Consider the following 14841-nt stretch of genomic DNA (forward strand, 5'->3'; position numbering starts at 1 on the left):
CATCACTTGTCGACCAGTTTGGGGTGTCCTGCGAGGTATCGGCGATGGCTGCCCTTGGCGAGTGCCTGGATGAACCCGCGTCCCTCGGTCTTGAGCTGCTCACCGAGGTATCCGCCGCCGCTGCCGACACCTTCGCCGGGCAGGCTGACCGTGGTGATCCCGGCGGCGGTGAGGTCGCGGAGCGCGTAGGCGTACTCGAACGGGGTACGCCCGCCCAGGTAGACCAGGGAGTCGCCGAGCGCGTTGATCACCGAGCCGAGCTTCGCCGGGTCGCTCAGTCCCTGCGACAGTGCCTTGGCCAGGATCGCCTCGACCATCTGCCGATGGTGGCGCTGCCGGTCGTAGTCGCCGTTGGGCAGCCCGTACCGCTGCCGGGCGTAGTCGATGGCCTGCCAGCCGACCAGGCGCCGGGTGCCGGGCTGGTAGACGGCCTGCGGTCCGATGTAGTCGCCGCCGGAGAGGGTCCGCATCGAACCGTCCGGTTTGCGGTGCCGCGACTTCACCGTCTGGTCGATCCGCATGTCGATGCCGCCGAGCTGGTCGACCAGCTTGTCGAGGCCGCGGAAATTGAGGATCGCGCCACCGTGGAACGTCTTGATCCCGGTATACGCGCTGAGAGTTTTCGTGAGCAGTTCGTAACCCTGCTCGACGCTTTTCTTGTCCGATCCCGGAATCCGGGAACCGCGGCTCATCGCCTCGGTGATCTTGTGTTTCCCGCCGCGGAATCCAGACTTCCGATATGCCGGAATATCCACCCGCAGGTCCCGGGGCAGCGAATACAGATAGGCGGACCGCAGGTCCGCCTCCACGTGCATCAGCATGATCGTGTCGGCGTGCGGCTCCCAGTCGGGGATGCTCACCCGGGTGTCGACGCCGACCAGCACCAGGTCGAGCGGCCCCTTGATGTCGGCGCCGGGTGACGGCGGCGGCGCGCTCGGTGTGATGCTCGCGAGCGGGACGGCGCTGCTCGACACGGCCGGCGCGGCGGCGGGCCCGGACGAGCGCCGGCTCACCGCGATGGCTACGCCGACTCCGGCGATCAGGGCCAATGCGACGCCGGCCACGATCGACCAGGTGATCTTGCTGTTCCGCATAGCGGGAACAGTAAATGACATCGCGGTAACGCTCAATGCCGTGGGCTATTGCGAAATTCAAGATCACCGGTACGCTGGCGCGGCGATTCGCCGGACCGCGGCGGATCGCCCACGGGGAGGCAGTCCGAGAATGAATTCCATCCGACGGCGGGTCATCGTAGGTTTCGCCGCCGCCACCACGCTGTCCGCCGGAGTGGTCCTGGCACCGGTCGCGGGTGCGTCGGTGACCGGCTCCGGCCAGGCACTTCCGGTCCGTCTGCTGGTCGGCCTGCGCTCCGGCGTGGCGGCCGACGTCACGCTGCCCAGCCTTCAGCGGCTCGGTCTGCCGACGGCCGACGGCGACAGCACCGCCCGCCGACTGCTCAGCGAGATCCGGGCCAAGGCGATCGAGGTGCCGGGCGCCCGCGCCGCGGCGGTGACCGCCGCTCTCAAGGCCGACCCGAACGTCGCGTACGTCGAGGTCGACCCGCAGGTCCAGAAGGCCGAAGTCACTCCGAATGACCCCTGGATCGCGCAGAACCGTCAGCCCGAGCTGGCGCAGATGAACGTGCCGGCCGCGTGGGACACCACCACCGGGTCGACGGTGACGGTCGCGGTCGTGGACACCGGCGTGAACGCGGTCGGTGACCTGGCCGGCAAGGTCCTGTCCGGATACGACTTCCACAACAACGACGGCTACCCGTCCGACGACGAGGGCCACGGCACGATGGTCTCCTCGCTGATCGCGGCGACGCCGAACAACGGCAAGGGGATGGCGGGCGTCTGTGCCCAGTGCCGGATCCTGCCGGTGAAGGCGCTCAACGGGGCCGGCCAGGGCTACCACTCGAGCATCGCCAAGGGCGTCATCTACGCCGCCCAGAAGGGCGCGAAGATCATCAACCTGTCGCTGGGCGGTACCGCCACCTCGGCGGTGCTCCAGGACGCGGTGGCCTACGCGAACGGCAAGGGCGCCCTGGTGGTCGCGGCGGCCGGCAACGAGAACACCAGCCGCAAGAGCTACCCGGCGGCGTACGCGGACGTGCTCGCCGTGGGTGCCACCAACACCCGCACCGGCGGCCGGGCCCGCGCGGGCTTCTCCAACTTCGGCAGCTGGGTGGACGTCGCGGCCCCGGGCATCACGGCGGCCATGCAGTACAACGGCACCTACTGCTACGACAGCCGTTCGTCGTGCTGGGTCAAGCAGTACGACCCGCGGACCGGCGAGCTGGTCTACGACGACTACGGGGTGCAGGGCACGTCCTTCTCGGCGCCGCTGGTCTCCGGCGTGGCCGCGCTCGTCGCGTCGGCTCACCCGAACTACGCCGGTGGTGGCCTGCGGTATGCGATCACCAACTCGGGGCGCCGGGACAACACCTGGACGCAGTTCGGCACGGTCGACGCGGTCCGCGCGATCAACACCGGCGGTGACACCAGGGCGCCGTCCGCCACCGGCTTCGCCCCGGCGGCGAACAGCAAGGTCCGCGGCAACGTGGCGATCAACCTGTACGGCCTGACCGACGACTGGTCCGGCGTCCGGAACGTGAACCTCTACGTCGACGGCAAGTGGCACAACTGGGACTACGTCGCCCCGTTCGCCCCGGTGCTGAAGACGGGCACCCGGAACGGCGCCGTCAAGGTGCAGCTGCTGGTCTACGACAAGGCCGGCAACCACCTCTGGCTGCCGGCGCGCTGGTACACCGCCGACAACCTCGCGCCCTCGGTCTCGATCACCAAGGCCCCGGCCAACAAGGCCAAGGTCAAGGGCACGGTCAAGGTGTACGCGAAGGCCGCCGACAAATCCGGGATCAGCAAGGTCGAGCTGATCGTGAACGGGAAGGTCGTGGCGACCGACCGGACGGCGGGCTACCTGCTCAGCTTCAAGGTGGCGAGCCAGAAGAAGACGATGAAGGTCCGGATCCGGGCGTACGACAAGGCGGGCAACGTGAGGTACACGACGATCCGCACGTACTACCGAGCCTGACCGGGTCGGGGTGCTCACCCGTCGGTAAACTCGCCGGGTGAGCACCCCGCGTCCCGTTCTCGTCGTCGACTTCGGCGCCCAGTACGCTCAGTTGATCGCCCGCCGGGTCCGCGAGGCCCGTGTCTACTCCGAGATCGTCCCGCACTCGATGCCGGTGGCCGAGATGCTGGCGAAGAATCCCGCCGCGATCATCCTCTCCGGTGGCCCGTCCAGCGTCTATGAGCCGGGGGCACCCACCCTCGACGCCGGCCTGTTCGACAGCGACGTGCCGGTCTTCGGCATCTGCTACGGCTTCCAGGCGATGGCCCAGGCGCTCGGCGGCACCGTCGCGCACACCGGCGCCCGGGAGTATGGGCGGACCGTTCTGGAGAGCCGCGGCGGCACCCTGCTCCGCGACCTCCCCGCCGATCTGCCGGTGTGGATGAGCCACGGGGACAGCGTCGCGGTGGCCCCCGACGGCTTCTCGGTCACCGCCTCCACCCCCGGCGCCCCGGTCGCCGCTTTCGAGGACCTCACCTCCCGGCGTGCCGGTGTGCAGTTCCACCCCGAGGTGGCGCACACCGACCAGGGCCAGGAGATGCTCAAGCGCTTCCTGTACGACATCGCCGGCATCGAGCCCACCTGGACACCGGACAACATCATCGACGACCAGGTCGAGTTGATCCGCCGGCAGGTCGGCGACAAGCAGGTGCTCTGCGCGCTCTCCGGTGGTGTCGACTCGGCGGTCGCCGCGGCCCTGGTCCACAAGGCCATCGGTGACCAGCTCACCTGCGTCTTCGTCGACCACGGCCTGCTCCGTGCGGGCGAGGCGGCCCAGGTGGAGAAGGACTATGTCGCGTCCACCGGCGTCCGGCTGATCGTCGTCGACGCGGAGGAGCAGTTCCTCGGCTTTTTGAAGGACGTGACCGACCCGGAGCAGAAGCGCAAGATCATCGGCCGGGAGTTCATCCGGACGTTCGAGGCGGAAGCCCGCAAGCTGGACGCCGAGCGGCACATCGAGTTCCTGGTCCAGGGCACCCTCTACCCGGATGTGGTGGAGTCCGGCGGTGGCACCGGTACGGCGAACATCAAGTCGCACCACAATGTCGGCGGCCTGCCCGACGACCTCCAGTTCGCCCTGATCGAGCCGCTGCGCACCCTGTTCAAGGACGAGGTCCGCGCGATCGGCAAGGAGCTGGGCCTGCCCGACGAGATCGTGCAGCGGCACCCGTTCCCCGGCCCCGGCCTGGCGATCCGGATCATCGGCGCGGTCGACCGGGAGCGTCTCGACGTTCTGCGCGCGGCCGACCTGATCGCCCGCGAGGAGCTGGCCGCCTCCGGCCTGGACCGCGAGGTCTGGCAGTTCCCGGTGGTGCTGCTCGCCGACGTGCGCAGCGTGGGTGTCCAGGGTGACGGCCGGACCTACGGGCACCCGGTGGTGCTGCGGCCGGTCTCCTCCGAGGACGCCATGACCGCGGACTGGTCGCGGCTGCCGTACGACCTGATCGCCAAGATCTCGAACCGGATCACCAACGAGGTCCGCGAGATCAACAGAGTCGTGCTGGACGTCACGAGCAAGCCGCCGGGCACCATCGAGTGGGAGTGACGTTCGGTAGTGGATCAATCGCCCAGGGCGGCGTAACCCGCCCTGAGCTGCGATTACTCACCGCTATCCCACTGTCAGGAATTTGACAGAAGTTCTTGAGAGGTAACAAATCGCGGGCAGAATTGCGGCCCGTGACCCCCGCACTGGAACCGCTCCGCAGGATCGCCGCCTACGCCGTCGCCCGTGACGACGAGGGCCGCGTTCTCCTGGTCCGGGCATCGTCCCGATCCGGTACCCCCGGAGTCTGGTCGCTGCCCGGCGGCGCCGTCGACCACGGCGAAGATCCCAACCACACCGTCGTCCGCGAGACCGCGGCGGAGACCGGCCTCTCCGTCGCCGTCTCGGGGCTGCACGACGTGCTCGCCGACATGCGCTCCATGCCGCACCGCGGCGTCACCATCCATACCGACCGGCTGATCTACTCGGTGTCGATACGCGGCGGCAACCTGATCGACCGGGTCGGCCACCCCACCGACCTGGCCCGCTGGTACACCCTGGCGGAGGCGGAGAAACTCAAGCTCCGGCCGTTCACCGCGGCCGCGCTCGGGCTCTCCGCCAACGCCGGTGACCTGCGGCCCGAGGAGGCGCCGGTCTTCCCGTCCTTCTACGCCTACCAGGGACCGGACGGCCTGCACCGGGCACAGCGCTTCGCGGCCTACGCGATCGCCACCGACCCGTTCCAGAATCTGCTGCTCACCCGGATCTCCGCCGGCTATCCGGGGGCCGGCTGCTGGCACCTGCCCGGCGGCGGCACCGACTACGGCGAACAGCCCGGCGCGGCACTGATCCGCGAACTCGTCGAGGAGACCGGCCAGGAGGGCCGCCTCGTCGAGCTGCTCGGGGTGGCCAGCCACCGCGACGCCGCCTCGCTGGGCCCCGAGGGCTACCCCATCGACTGGCACGGGGTCCGGGCCTTCTACCGGGTCGTCGTCGACAAGCCGACCGAGGTCACCATTCACGACGTGGGCGGTTCCACCTCCGAGGCCCGATGGATGCCGCTCACCGAGGTCGCGGCGCTCGGCCCCGACCAGCTCACCGAGGTGACCGCCGATGCGCTACGGGCGGCGCGGCTAATCTAGAGCGGGTGAAGATCAAAAGACGGGCGGCGGCGTACGGTGTGTGCCGCTCCGCCGACGGCAGTGTGCTGCTCACCCGCGGATCGGACGCCAGCGCGTTCCCCGGCGTGTGGTCCCTGCCCGGCGGTGGCATCGACCACGGCGAGCACCCGGATGACACCGTCGTCCGGGAGTTCGCCGAGGAGACCGGCCTCGCCGTCCGGATCACCGGCGTGCGGACCGTCCTCGCCGACCTGGCCCGCCTGCCGGACGGCACCGTCGAGCACACCGACCGCATCGTCTACGACGTGGCGGTGACCGGCGGCGAGCTGACCCCGGAGGCGGACGGCACCACCGACCTCGTCGCCTGGGTCGCTCCGGCCGACGTGGCGGCCCGGCCCCTGCTGCCGTTCACGGCGGGGGTCCTCGGCGTCACCTTCCCGCCGGCCGACCTCGGCGAGCTGCCGGCCGGTCTCACGCCCGAGCGGACCGGCCCGGTGCAGCGCTTCGGAGCGTACGCCCTGGCCACCGACCCGGCCGGGCGAATCCTGCTGACCCGGATCGCGGACGGTTACCCCGGTGGCGGCCGCTGGCATCTGCCCGGCGGTGGCACCGACTTCGGCGAGACACCGGAGGGCGCCCTCGCCCGCGAACTCCATGAGGAGACGTCCCAACGGGGACGGATCACCGGCCTGGTCGGCGTCTCGCACCGCTACGATCCGGCCGCGGTCGGACCCGAGGGAGTGCCGCTCGAATGGCACGTGATCCGCGTGGTCTACCAGGTCACGGTGCCGGAACCGACCGTCGCGGCGGTCACCGAGGCGGCCGGCGGATCGACCGCCGAAGCCGCCTGGTGCACGCTTGAGCAGGCCCGCAACCTGCCCCTCACCGAGCTGACCCGGGATGCACTGGGCCGGACGGGCTAAAATCGAAACTCGGAAGGTTGAGGACGTGTCCATCGGTCCGCTCGGGGAATGAAACAGTCAGCTCTCGTGGTTGAACCCCCTGGATCGTTCACCTCTCGCCAAGGCCCTCCGGCTGTGCGATGGTGTAACCCGCAATTTCGCCGAGCTCGCAAGGCCCCGGCGGAACACCCGAACTCCATGGAGGAAGCACGTGCCGAGTACCCCTTGGCGCCGGCGTCGACCGACGGATAGTCCCCGTCCCGCCGGGCGTCGTTGGGCAGGCCGGCTGCGCCGGGGCGGAAGTCTCGCCCGGCAGGCCCTGTTGGTTCGGGTGGGCCGCCGCTCCGCCGAGACCGGGCGGGCCGCGACCGCGACCCGGGCCGAGGTGCTGCACATCGGATCGGACTCGGCGCGGACTCTCACGATTCCCGCACCGGGGGTTCCTGTGGATGTTTCCGTCGACGGGTCGGATCCGGCGCCGGTTTCCATTCCGCTGCTCCCCGGTGAGCGCACCATGTCGCGCCGTGCGAGTTTCGCGCTCGTCAACGCCTGCACCCTGGCCAGCCTGGGCCTCGGCCTGCTGGCGATCTTCCTGGCCATGGACGGTCAGGTCCGGATCGCCGCGGCCTGCCTGGTCGCCTGCGTCATCTTCGACGGCCTGGACGGCGCGCTCGCCCGCAAGCTCGGTGTGGCCAGCCCGTTCGGCGCGCAGATGGACTCACTCGCCGACATGTGCTCGTTCGGTCTCGCCGCCCCCGTGGTGGTCTACGCCTCGCTCGCCGACCAGGTGCCGCAGGCCGCCGCCGCGATCGCGACCGCCCTGGTCGCCGGTTGTGCCGCGATCCGCCTGGCCCGGTTCAACGTCTCTCCGAAGGACGGCCGGTTCTTCTGCGGCGTCCCCACCACGATGGTCGCCGCGGTCCTCGCGCTCACCGTGCTGATCGGCCTGCCGCTGCCCGGCATGGTTCAGCTCGCCGGGGTCACCCTGCTGGCGTTCGCGATGGTTTCCAGCTTCCCGTATGCGAAGCTCGCCCGCCTGCTGAAGCTGCCGCCGTGGCTGTGGCTCCTGCCGATCGTCGGTGCCCTGCTCGAGCCCGGCATGACGTTCGTCCTGATCGTCGCGACCTACCTGGTCAGCGGCCCGCTCCTGTGGATGCGCACCCGCCGCACCGCCTGACGACCGACATCGAGAAGGCCGCCTCCCACCGGGAGGCGGCCTTTTCGTATCGGGACTGTTCGCGGTGAGGCGGCCGCGGGATGGCCGCGGTCGCCTCACCGGTCATACCGGATGGTCAGCTGGTGAAACGGGCGATGACGGTGGAACCGCCGACGACCCGCTCGCCGACCGACACCAGGGACTCCGCGCGATCGGCGGGCAGGTAGACGTCGGTCCGCGAGCCGAACCGGATGAGCCCGTAGCGCTCGCCCTTGGCCAGGAGCGTGCCGACCGGTGCCCGCTGCACGATGCGGCGGGCGATCAGACCGGTCCGCTGCGCGATCGCGACCGTGCCGTGCTCGGTGTCGAGCACGGTGTAGGCCGCCACGTTGTGCTCGGCCGCGGCGGTGGCCGCGTTGGCGTAGCCGCCCTCCTCGACGAAGTAGTCGGCGACCCGGCCGGCCACCGGCGCCCGGTTGACATGCACGTCGAAGACCGAGAGGAAGACCGCGATCCGCAGGAACTCGTCCGGACCGAAGCGCTCGTCACGCATCCGCTCGACCGACAGGACCTTGCCGTCGGCCGCCGAGGCCACCGCCGTCGGGTCGCCGGGGACGTCCCGCTCCGGGTCGCGGAAGAACGCCGCCACCGGGGCCGCCAGCAGCGCCGGCACCAGCCAGAGTTTCGACTGCGGACGGGCACGGCGGGCCAGCGCGGCCAGGCCGAGCGTGATGCCGGCCGCGGCGACGCCGTTGGAGTCGATGTGCATCGTGCGGGTCAGCGGCACGCTGGACGTCCGGAACGCGGGGGCCAGGGTCGCCGCGGTGGAGACCTCGGCCGGGCTGAACCGCAGCTTGTGCACGCGCAGCGGCGGCTGGTTGCGGACCACCAGGTCGGAGCCGACACCGAAGAGGGCGCCCTGCCGGAACAGCTCGGCGGCGGCCCCCTGAGTACGGCCGGGACCGGCCGGCGCGGCCAGTGACAGGACGGCACCGTCGGCGAGGTACTTACCAAGGCGGTCGATCAGGGCGCGGGTCTCCTCGGCGGTGCCGGTCAGCGGCTCACCGACGATCACCACGTCGGAGGGCTGGGCCTCGTCGAGGGACTCCACGACTTTCACCCGGTCGGCGACCCAGCTGCCGAGGCCGGTGATGTGGCCACGGAGCAGGTCGGTGCTGCTGTTGACGCCGGGGACGAGGGTGAGGGTGTCGCCCGGGAGCAGCGCCTCGACGGCTGCGGCCACCACGGCCGAGGCATGGTCGGCGCCGACCAGCAGTGCGGACGTGGCCGCGTTCTGCCGGGCGAACTCGGCGGTCAGGGTGCGGGCGGCCCGGTCACCCACGCCGGGGACGGGCGCCACGGAAACAGTCGGAAACGCGGTCATCACGCGAGCATATTGCCCCGCCCACGGATGGTCGTCCCGTGGGCGGGGTCGCGGGCGTCTCAATCCTGGCGGGGACGCTCGGTGGACTCCTGATCGCGGGCGAACTTGTCGGCCGGATCGTCGAGCAGCTCCCGCACGATCGAGGCGTGCATCTCGGGTGGCAGATCGCCGGGCGTCTCGACCGTCGCGGCGGCCGGGACCGGGGCCGGAGGCACCTCGCGGCGCCCCGAGCGGATCGCCCCGAGCAGGCCGACCACCCCGAAGAAGATGAGCCCGCCCGCCACGATCCAGCCGACCGCCGGCAACTCCAGGTCGATCACCTGGGAGGCCGCCCACCAGAGCGGGATCATCAGGAAGATCAGGCCGAAGGTCAGCGACACCCCGTCCATCCGGTGCGCCTTCATCGGATCACCTCCACGTTGCCCGCCTCGAGACGGATGTCCAGGTTGAGCGTGCCACCGCCGGCGCCGTCCCGGCCCAGGTCGGTGGCCTGCCGGTACGAACTGTCGGCGAACTCCTCGGTGAAGAGGACGAGACGGCCACCCTCCACCCCGGCCTCGACCGTGGCGTCGACCTTCTCCGGCAGCAGCACCTTGAGCTGGCCGAGCTTCATGTCGATCGAGGTGCTCTGGGTCTGCCCGGCGAAGTCGACCTGGCGCAGGTCCAGGGTGACGTTGCCGGCGTTGAACTCGTAGGTGTCGGCGACCCCGGCCAGGGTGGTCGGCCGGTAGATGCTCGGCGTCCACTCGCGGCCGAACCGCTCCAGCCCGGACGACACCCCCAGGGCGAAGCTGAGCACCAGGGCGAGCGCGATCAGTCCGCGGGCCCGGCCGAACCAGGCGCCGACGAGCAGCCCGAGCGCGGTGGTGGCCAGGGCGGCCGCGAAGTAGGCCGAGATGTCCACGTCCACGCCGCCCATGTCCAGCACGCCGATCAGGCCGGTCACCATGACGACGGCGAAGAAGGTCAGCCGGCCGAGGATCGACCGCTCCTTCGGCGGTTTGGGCGGCTTGGGCGGGGCCGGCGGCGCGGGCGGCGGCGGTGTCGGCCCGGCGAACGGGCCGTGCGGCGCGAACGGCGGCCGGAAACCTCCGGCCGGCGGGGCCGGCGGCGGTGGCGGGGTGTAGGCCGGCGGCGTGATCAGCGGTTCATCGGCCGGTGCGGCCGTGGGCGCCGCCACGAACGCCACCGTCGGCTCCTCGGCACCCGGCGGCGGCGCGGCCGGCGCCGGGCCGGGTGACGCGGTGGCCGGAAACGAGGGTGCGCCGCTCCTCTTGATCAGCAGGAACGCGCCGAGGATCACCGCGGCGGCGAGCGTGCCGGCACGGGCGCCGCTGTTGACGATGAAGGCGAACGTGAGGAACGCGGCTCCGCCGAGCAGCACCACCGAGAGCGGCTGCATGCCGGACCGGCCCTTGCCGAGCAGCGACTCGACCGGTGAGGCGGTGTCGCCCTCGGACGGCATGATCAGCCAGCCGATCAGGTAGAGCAGGACGCCGCTGCCGCCGAGGACGGCCAGGACGGCGAGCAGGACGCGCCACAGCACCGGGTCGGTGTTGGTCGCCCGGGCCACGGCGCCGCAGACCCCGGCCACGTATCGCCCCTGCCGGGGGCGGACCAGTTGCTGACGGGACCACGCGGCGGACGCCGCGGATACCCAGGGAGGCATGTGGGAGCCGGGCGGGAAGCCTCCGCCGGGCCGGCCGGAAGGCGCCTGGTCGTCCTTCGTGGGACCGGCACCGGGGGGTTCGTCGTTCATGCTCTCGATCCTGCTCGCCCGCCCACCCCAGTCGCTTCCGGAGCCGACCCTGAGGCCACCCTGAGATATCCGGCCCGAGGACCGGGGATGTTCCCCGTGGCCGGGTCTTGCGCCACGTGTGACGATCAGAGGGTGAGTACCGCTGCCGCACCACCGCCGCGCCGGCTGTACCGGCCGCGCGACCAGCGCATCGTCGCCGGGGTCGCCGCCGGCCTGGCGCGCCACCTCGGCTTGCCGGTGCTGGCCGTCCGCATCACGCTCGTCGTCCTGCTCGGTTTCAACGCCCTCGGCCTGCTGCTCTACGCCGCCTACTGGGCGGTCCTGCCGCAGGAGGCGCGGGGCGACGAGGAGCCGCCCCGCCGTGACCTGGGCGCCCTGATGCCGTTCGCGGCCATCGGCATGGGCGTGGTCCTGTTGCAGGCCCAGCTCTTCGAGGACCAGGTGGCCACCACCGCCGGCTGGATGATCGCGGTGATCGCGGTCGGCGCCGGGGTGATCTGGCACCAGTCGGATCCGAGCCGCCGCGACGCGCAGTCGGAGAATCTCGCGTCCACCCCCTGGTTCACGGCGATGGTGTCGGAGGGTGACCGGCGCTCGTTCGTCTTCCGTTTCATCGGCGGCGGCATCCTGGTCGCCGTCGGGATCATCGGCGTGGTCGCGGTCTACTCGCCGACCGATTCCTTCTCGGCCGTCTTCAACGGCGTGATCTTCGCCTTCGTCGGTCTGCTCGGGGTCGGCGTCGTGGTCGCCCCGCTGGTCTGGCGCACGTTCGGCCAGCTGCGGGCCGAGCGCGAGGGCCGCATCCGGGAGCAGGAGCGGGCCGAGCTGGCTGCCATGATCCACGACCAGGTGCTGCACACGCTCGCCCTGATCCAGCGCAACTCCACCGACATCAAGGAGGTGCAGCGCCTGGCCCGCGGGCAGGAGCGCAGCCTCCGCAACTGGCTCTACCGGCCGACCGCGTCGCCGACCGAGCGGTTCGCCGCCGCACTGGAGCAGGCCGCGGCCGAGGTGGAGGACACCTACGCGATCACCGTGGAGACCGTCGTGGTCGGCGACACCCAGTGCGACGACCGGGTGGCGGCGCTGGTCGCGGCGGGCCGTGAGGCGCTCGTCAACGCGGCCCGGCACGCGGGCGTGCAGACGGTTTCGCTCTACGCCGAGGTGGAGGAGGATGAGTTGAGCGTATTCATCCGGGACCGCGGCGCCGGCTTCGATGTCAGCGGCGTGGCGGACACCCGTCACGGGGTGCGGGGGTCGATCATCGGGCGCATGCAGCGCCACGGTGGGCGGGCCGAGATCCGCAGCAGTCCCGGGGACGGTACGGAGGTGCGGCTCATGCTTCCCGTGTCGCGGGAGAGTGTGACCGCTGGTAAGGAGTCTGTGCGATGACCGAGCCCCTGATCGAGCCGCAAGCCCGTCGGCTCAACGTGTTCCTGGTCGACGACCATGCGATGTTCCGCGCCGGGGTGCGCGCCGAGCTGGGCGCCCACGTCGACGTGGTGGGCGAGGCGAGCACGGTGAGCGAGGCGATCAGCCGGATCGCCGCGGTCCAGCCGGACGTGGTCCTGCTCGACGTGCACATGCCCGACGGCGGTGGCCGGGCGGTGCTGGAGTCGGTGCGCCGTTCCCACCCGCAGGTCCGCTTCCTCGCCCTCTCGGTGTCCGACGCCGCGGAGGATGTGATCGGTCTCATCCGGGCCGGCGCGCGGGGCTATGTGACCAAGACGATCTCCCCGGACGAGCTGGCTGCGGCGGTGCGCCGGGTGGCCGACGGCGACGCGGTGTTCAGTCCGCGGCTGGCCGGGTTCGTGCTGGACGCGTTCGCCTCCCGGCCCGACGTGCCGGTCGCCGACCCCGAGTTGGACCAGCTCACCAACCGCGAGCGGGAGGTTCTGCGGCTGCTCGCGCGGGGGTATGCGTACAAGGAGATCGCCAAGGAGCTTTTCATCTCCATCAAGACCGTCGAGACACACGTTTCGAACGTTCTGCGTAAATTGCAGATGAGTAACCGTTACGAACTGTCACGATGGGCAGCCGATCGGCGTCTGGTCTGACCCTTCCGGGCAGGTTTCTTGAGGGTTTTTCAGATAGGCTGCGCTCCGTGCTGCGCCGGAAGCCGCATGGAGTTGTCCCAGTTCAGGACGGGTAAACCCGCCTAAACGGTCGCTCATGAGACTTTCTGCGGACGTAGCCGCCTAATATCGGCTTGGTAACGGCGCTCCGGGTTTTGATGCCTCTGTGTCACAGTGGCTGCTACTCACACACCCCTCGTGAGCGCCCCTGAAGGAGGCTCTCCCATGCTTGGGAAACGCCCGTGGAAGATGGCGGCCGTAGCGGCCGCCATCTCCTTGTTGGTCGCCGGTTGTGGCAGTGGTGATTCGGAAGACCCGACGGCCACCGCCAACACGGTCGTGATCGGCATCAACGAGCCGCAACACCTTCTCCCCACCAACGCCACCGACAGCAGCAGCGCGCAGGTCCTCAACTCCCTCTTCTACCCGCTGGTCAGCTTCGACGCGGAGAAGAAGCCGGTCGAGGTCGCCGCCGAGAAGATCTCGGCGTCGAAGAACAACCGGTTGTGGACCATCAAGCTCAAGCCGGGCTACACCTTCCACAACGGCGAGCCGGTCACCGCGCAGAACTACATCGACGCGTGGAACTACGGCGCCTACAAGCCCAACGCCCAGGGTGGTGGCTACTTCTTCGAGCGGATCGCCGGATACGCCGACCTGAACCCGCTCGACCCCGACGGTGCCGGCCCGGAGAAGGCGCCGGAGCCGGCGACCAACAAGATGTCCGGGCTGAAGAAGATCGACGACCTGACCTTCACGGTGACGCTCTCCGCCCCGTTCGCCAGCTTCAAGTCGGTGATCGCCTACTCGGTGTTCTACCCGCTGCCCAAGGCGGCGTTCTCCTCCGACGGCGTGATCGCCAAGGGGTTCGAGGACAAGCTGATCGGTAACGGCCCCTTCAAGATGAAGGGCAGCTGGGAGCACGACGACAAGATCGTCGTGGAGAAGTACAGCGACTTCAAGGGCGTGGTCCCGAAGATCGACGGCGTGACCTGGAAGATCTACGGGGACCAGATGGCCGCGTACGCCGACCTGGTCAGCAACAACCTCGACGTGCAGACCGCGATCCCGACGGACGCGCTGGCCAACGCTCCGGCCGACCTCGGTGAGCGGTTCCTGAAGAGCGAGAACTCGGTCTTCGAGTTCATCGGCTTCCCGACCTTCCTCCCCCAGTACAAGAACGCGAACGTCCGCAAGGCGATCTCGATGGCGATCAACCGGGAGGAGATCGCCTCCCAGATCTTCCTGGGCTCCCGCACGGCGGCGAAGGCGTTCGTCTCCCCGGTGGTGAGCGGCTTCCGCGAGAACAGCTGCGGCGATGCGTGCAACTACAACCCGACGAAGGCGCGTGATCTGTACCGGGAGAACGGCGGCCCGGACGAAATCAAGATCACCTACAACGTCGACGGTGGTCACAAGTCCTGGGTCGACGCCACCTGCAACCAGATCCGTGCGTCGCTGCAGGTCAAGTGCATCGGCGAGCAGGAGCCGAAGTTCGCGGTCATGCAGGACAAACTCCAGAACAAGCAGGACATCGGCCTGATCCGTCTCGGCTGGATCATGGACTACCCGCTGATGGAGAACTACCTCAACCCGCTGTACGGCACCAACGGCGGCTCGAACTACTACGGCTGGTCGAGCACCGCCTTCGACACGCTGGTGAAGCAGGGTTCGGAGGCGTCCTCGCCGGAGGCGTCGATCAAGAAGTGGCAGGCCGCGGAGGACATCCTCGCCGACGAGATGCCGGTCATCCCGCTGCGGTACGGCCAGAACGTCTTCGGCTACTCCGAGCGGGTGGCGAACGTCGAGATGGACCTGTTCAGCAAGGTGAACCTGTACGAGATCGAAACAGTCGTCTGATCTGACGC

General features: G+C 70.0%; 12 protein-coding genes. 8 read left to right on the plus strand and 4 right to left on the minus strand.

All coding sequences use genetic code 11. From position 1 onward, the window contains the following. Positions 1–2: 2 nt before the first annotated feature. Complete coding sequence (locus BC793_RS30450; protein WP_109598726.1) at positions 3–1094, minus strand: LCP family protein; 1092 nt, start codon at positions 1092–1094, stop codon at positions 3–5. A gap of 130 nt (positions 1095–1224) precedes the next feature. Here BC793_RS30450 and BC793_RS30455 point away from each other — a divergent pair, with 130 nt between their 5' ends. The 5 genes from BC793_RS30455 (at position 1225) to BC793_RS30475 (ending at position 7776) form a co-directional block, all read left to right on the plus strand. Then, the gene (locus BC793_RS30455) at positions 1225–3054 is read left to right on the plus strand and encodes a S8 family serine peptidase (RefSeq protein WP_158319411.1); all 1830 of its coding nucleotides are present in this window, start codon (positions 1225–1227) and stop codon (positions 3052–3054) included. Positions 3055–3091: 37 nt separating this feature from the next. Continuing rightward, entirely contained in the window at positions 3092–4639 is a 1548-nt protein-coding gene (gene guaA / locus BC793_RS30460) for a glutamine-hydrolyzing GMP synthase (RefSeq protein ID WP_109598730.1), read from the plus strand. Positions 4640–4770: 131 nt separating this feature from the next. Next, positions 4771–5718, plus strand: a complete 948-nt coding sequence (locus BC793_RS30465; protein WP_109598732.1) for an NUDIX hydrolase — start codon at positions 4771–4773, stop codon at positions 5716–5718. 5 nt (positions 5719–5723) lie between these two features. After that, entirely contained in the window at positions 5724–6620 is an 897-nt protein-coding gene (locus tag BC793_RS30470) for an NUDIX hydrolase (protein WP_109598734.1), read from the plus strand. Between the two features lie 190 nt (positions 6621–6810). Continuing rightward, positions 6811–7776, plus strand: coding sequence for a CDP-alcohol phosphatidyltransferase family protein (locus tag BC793_RS30475; protein ID WP_373871254.1), 966 nt, complete (start codon positions 6811–6813; stop codon positions 7774–7776). A 115-nt stretch (positions 7777–7891) separates the two neighbouring features. On the opposite strand, the gene BC793_RS30480 is transcribed toward BC793_RS30475, so the two are convergent. The 3 genes from BC793_RS30480 to BC793_RS30490 are packed head-to-tail and all read right to left on the minus strand — an operon-like array spanning position 7892 to position 10898. Continuing rightward, positions 7892–9139 carry a phosphatidylserine decarboxylase gene (locus BC793_RS30480; protein ID WP_109598736.1) on the minus strand — a complete coding sequence of 416 codons (1248 nt, stop codon included), beginning with the start codon at positions 9137–9139 and terminating at the stop codon, positions 7892–7894. Between the two features lie 59 nt (positions 9140–9198). Then, positions 9199–9543, minus strand: coding sequence for a hypothetical protein (locus tag BC793_RS30485; RefSeq protein ID WP_109598738.1), 345 nt, complete (start codon positions 9541–9543; stop codon positions 9199–9201). After that, entirely contained in the window at positions 9540–10898 is a 1359-nt protein-coding gene (locus tag BC793_RS30490; protein WP_109598740.1) for a PspC domain-containing protein, read from the minus strand. The genes BC793_RS30485 and BC793_RS30490 overlap by 4 nt, the downstream gene beginning before the upstream one ends. An 87-nt stretch (positions 10899–10985) precedes the next feature. Here BC793_RS30490 and BC793_RS30495 point away from each other — a divergent pair, with 87 nt between their 5' ends. The 3 genes from BC793_RS30495 (at position 10986) to BC793_RS30505 (ending at position 14833) form a co-directional block, all read left to right on the plus strand. After that, the gene (locus tag BC793_RS30495) at positions 10986–12290 is read left to right on the plus strand and encodes an ATP-binding protein (protein ID WP_109598742.1); all 1305 of its coding nucleotides are present in this window, start codon (positions 10986–10988) and stop codon (positions 12288–12290) included. Continuing rightward, positions 12287–12955: a response regulator gene (locus BC793_RS30500; RefSeq protein WP_109598744.1), complete on the plus strand. Its 669-nt coding sequence runs from the start codon at positions 12287–12289 to the stop codon at positions 12953–12955. Before BC793_RS30495 ends, BC793_RS30500 begins: the two co-directional genes overlap by 4 nt. A gap of 243 nt (positions 12956–13198) precedes the next feature. After that, positions 13199–14833: a peptide ABC transporter substrate-binding protein gene (locus tag BC793_RS30505; RefSeq protein WP_109598746.1), complete on the plus strand. Its 1635-nt coding sequence runs from the start codon at positions 13199–13201 to the stop codon at positions 14831–14833. Positions 14834–14841 lie beyond the last annotated feature (8 nt).

It is taken from the genome of Actinoplanes xinjiangensis, assembly GCF_003148685.1.
GTDB classification, from domain to species: domain Bacteria; phylum Actinomycetota; class Actinomycetes; order Mycobacteriales; family Micromonosporaceae; genus Actinoplanes; species Actinoplanes xinjiangensis.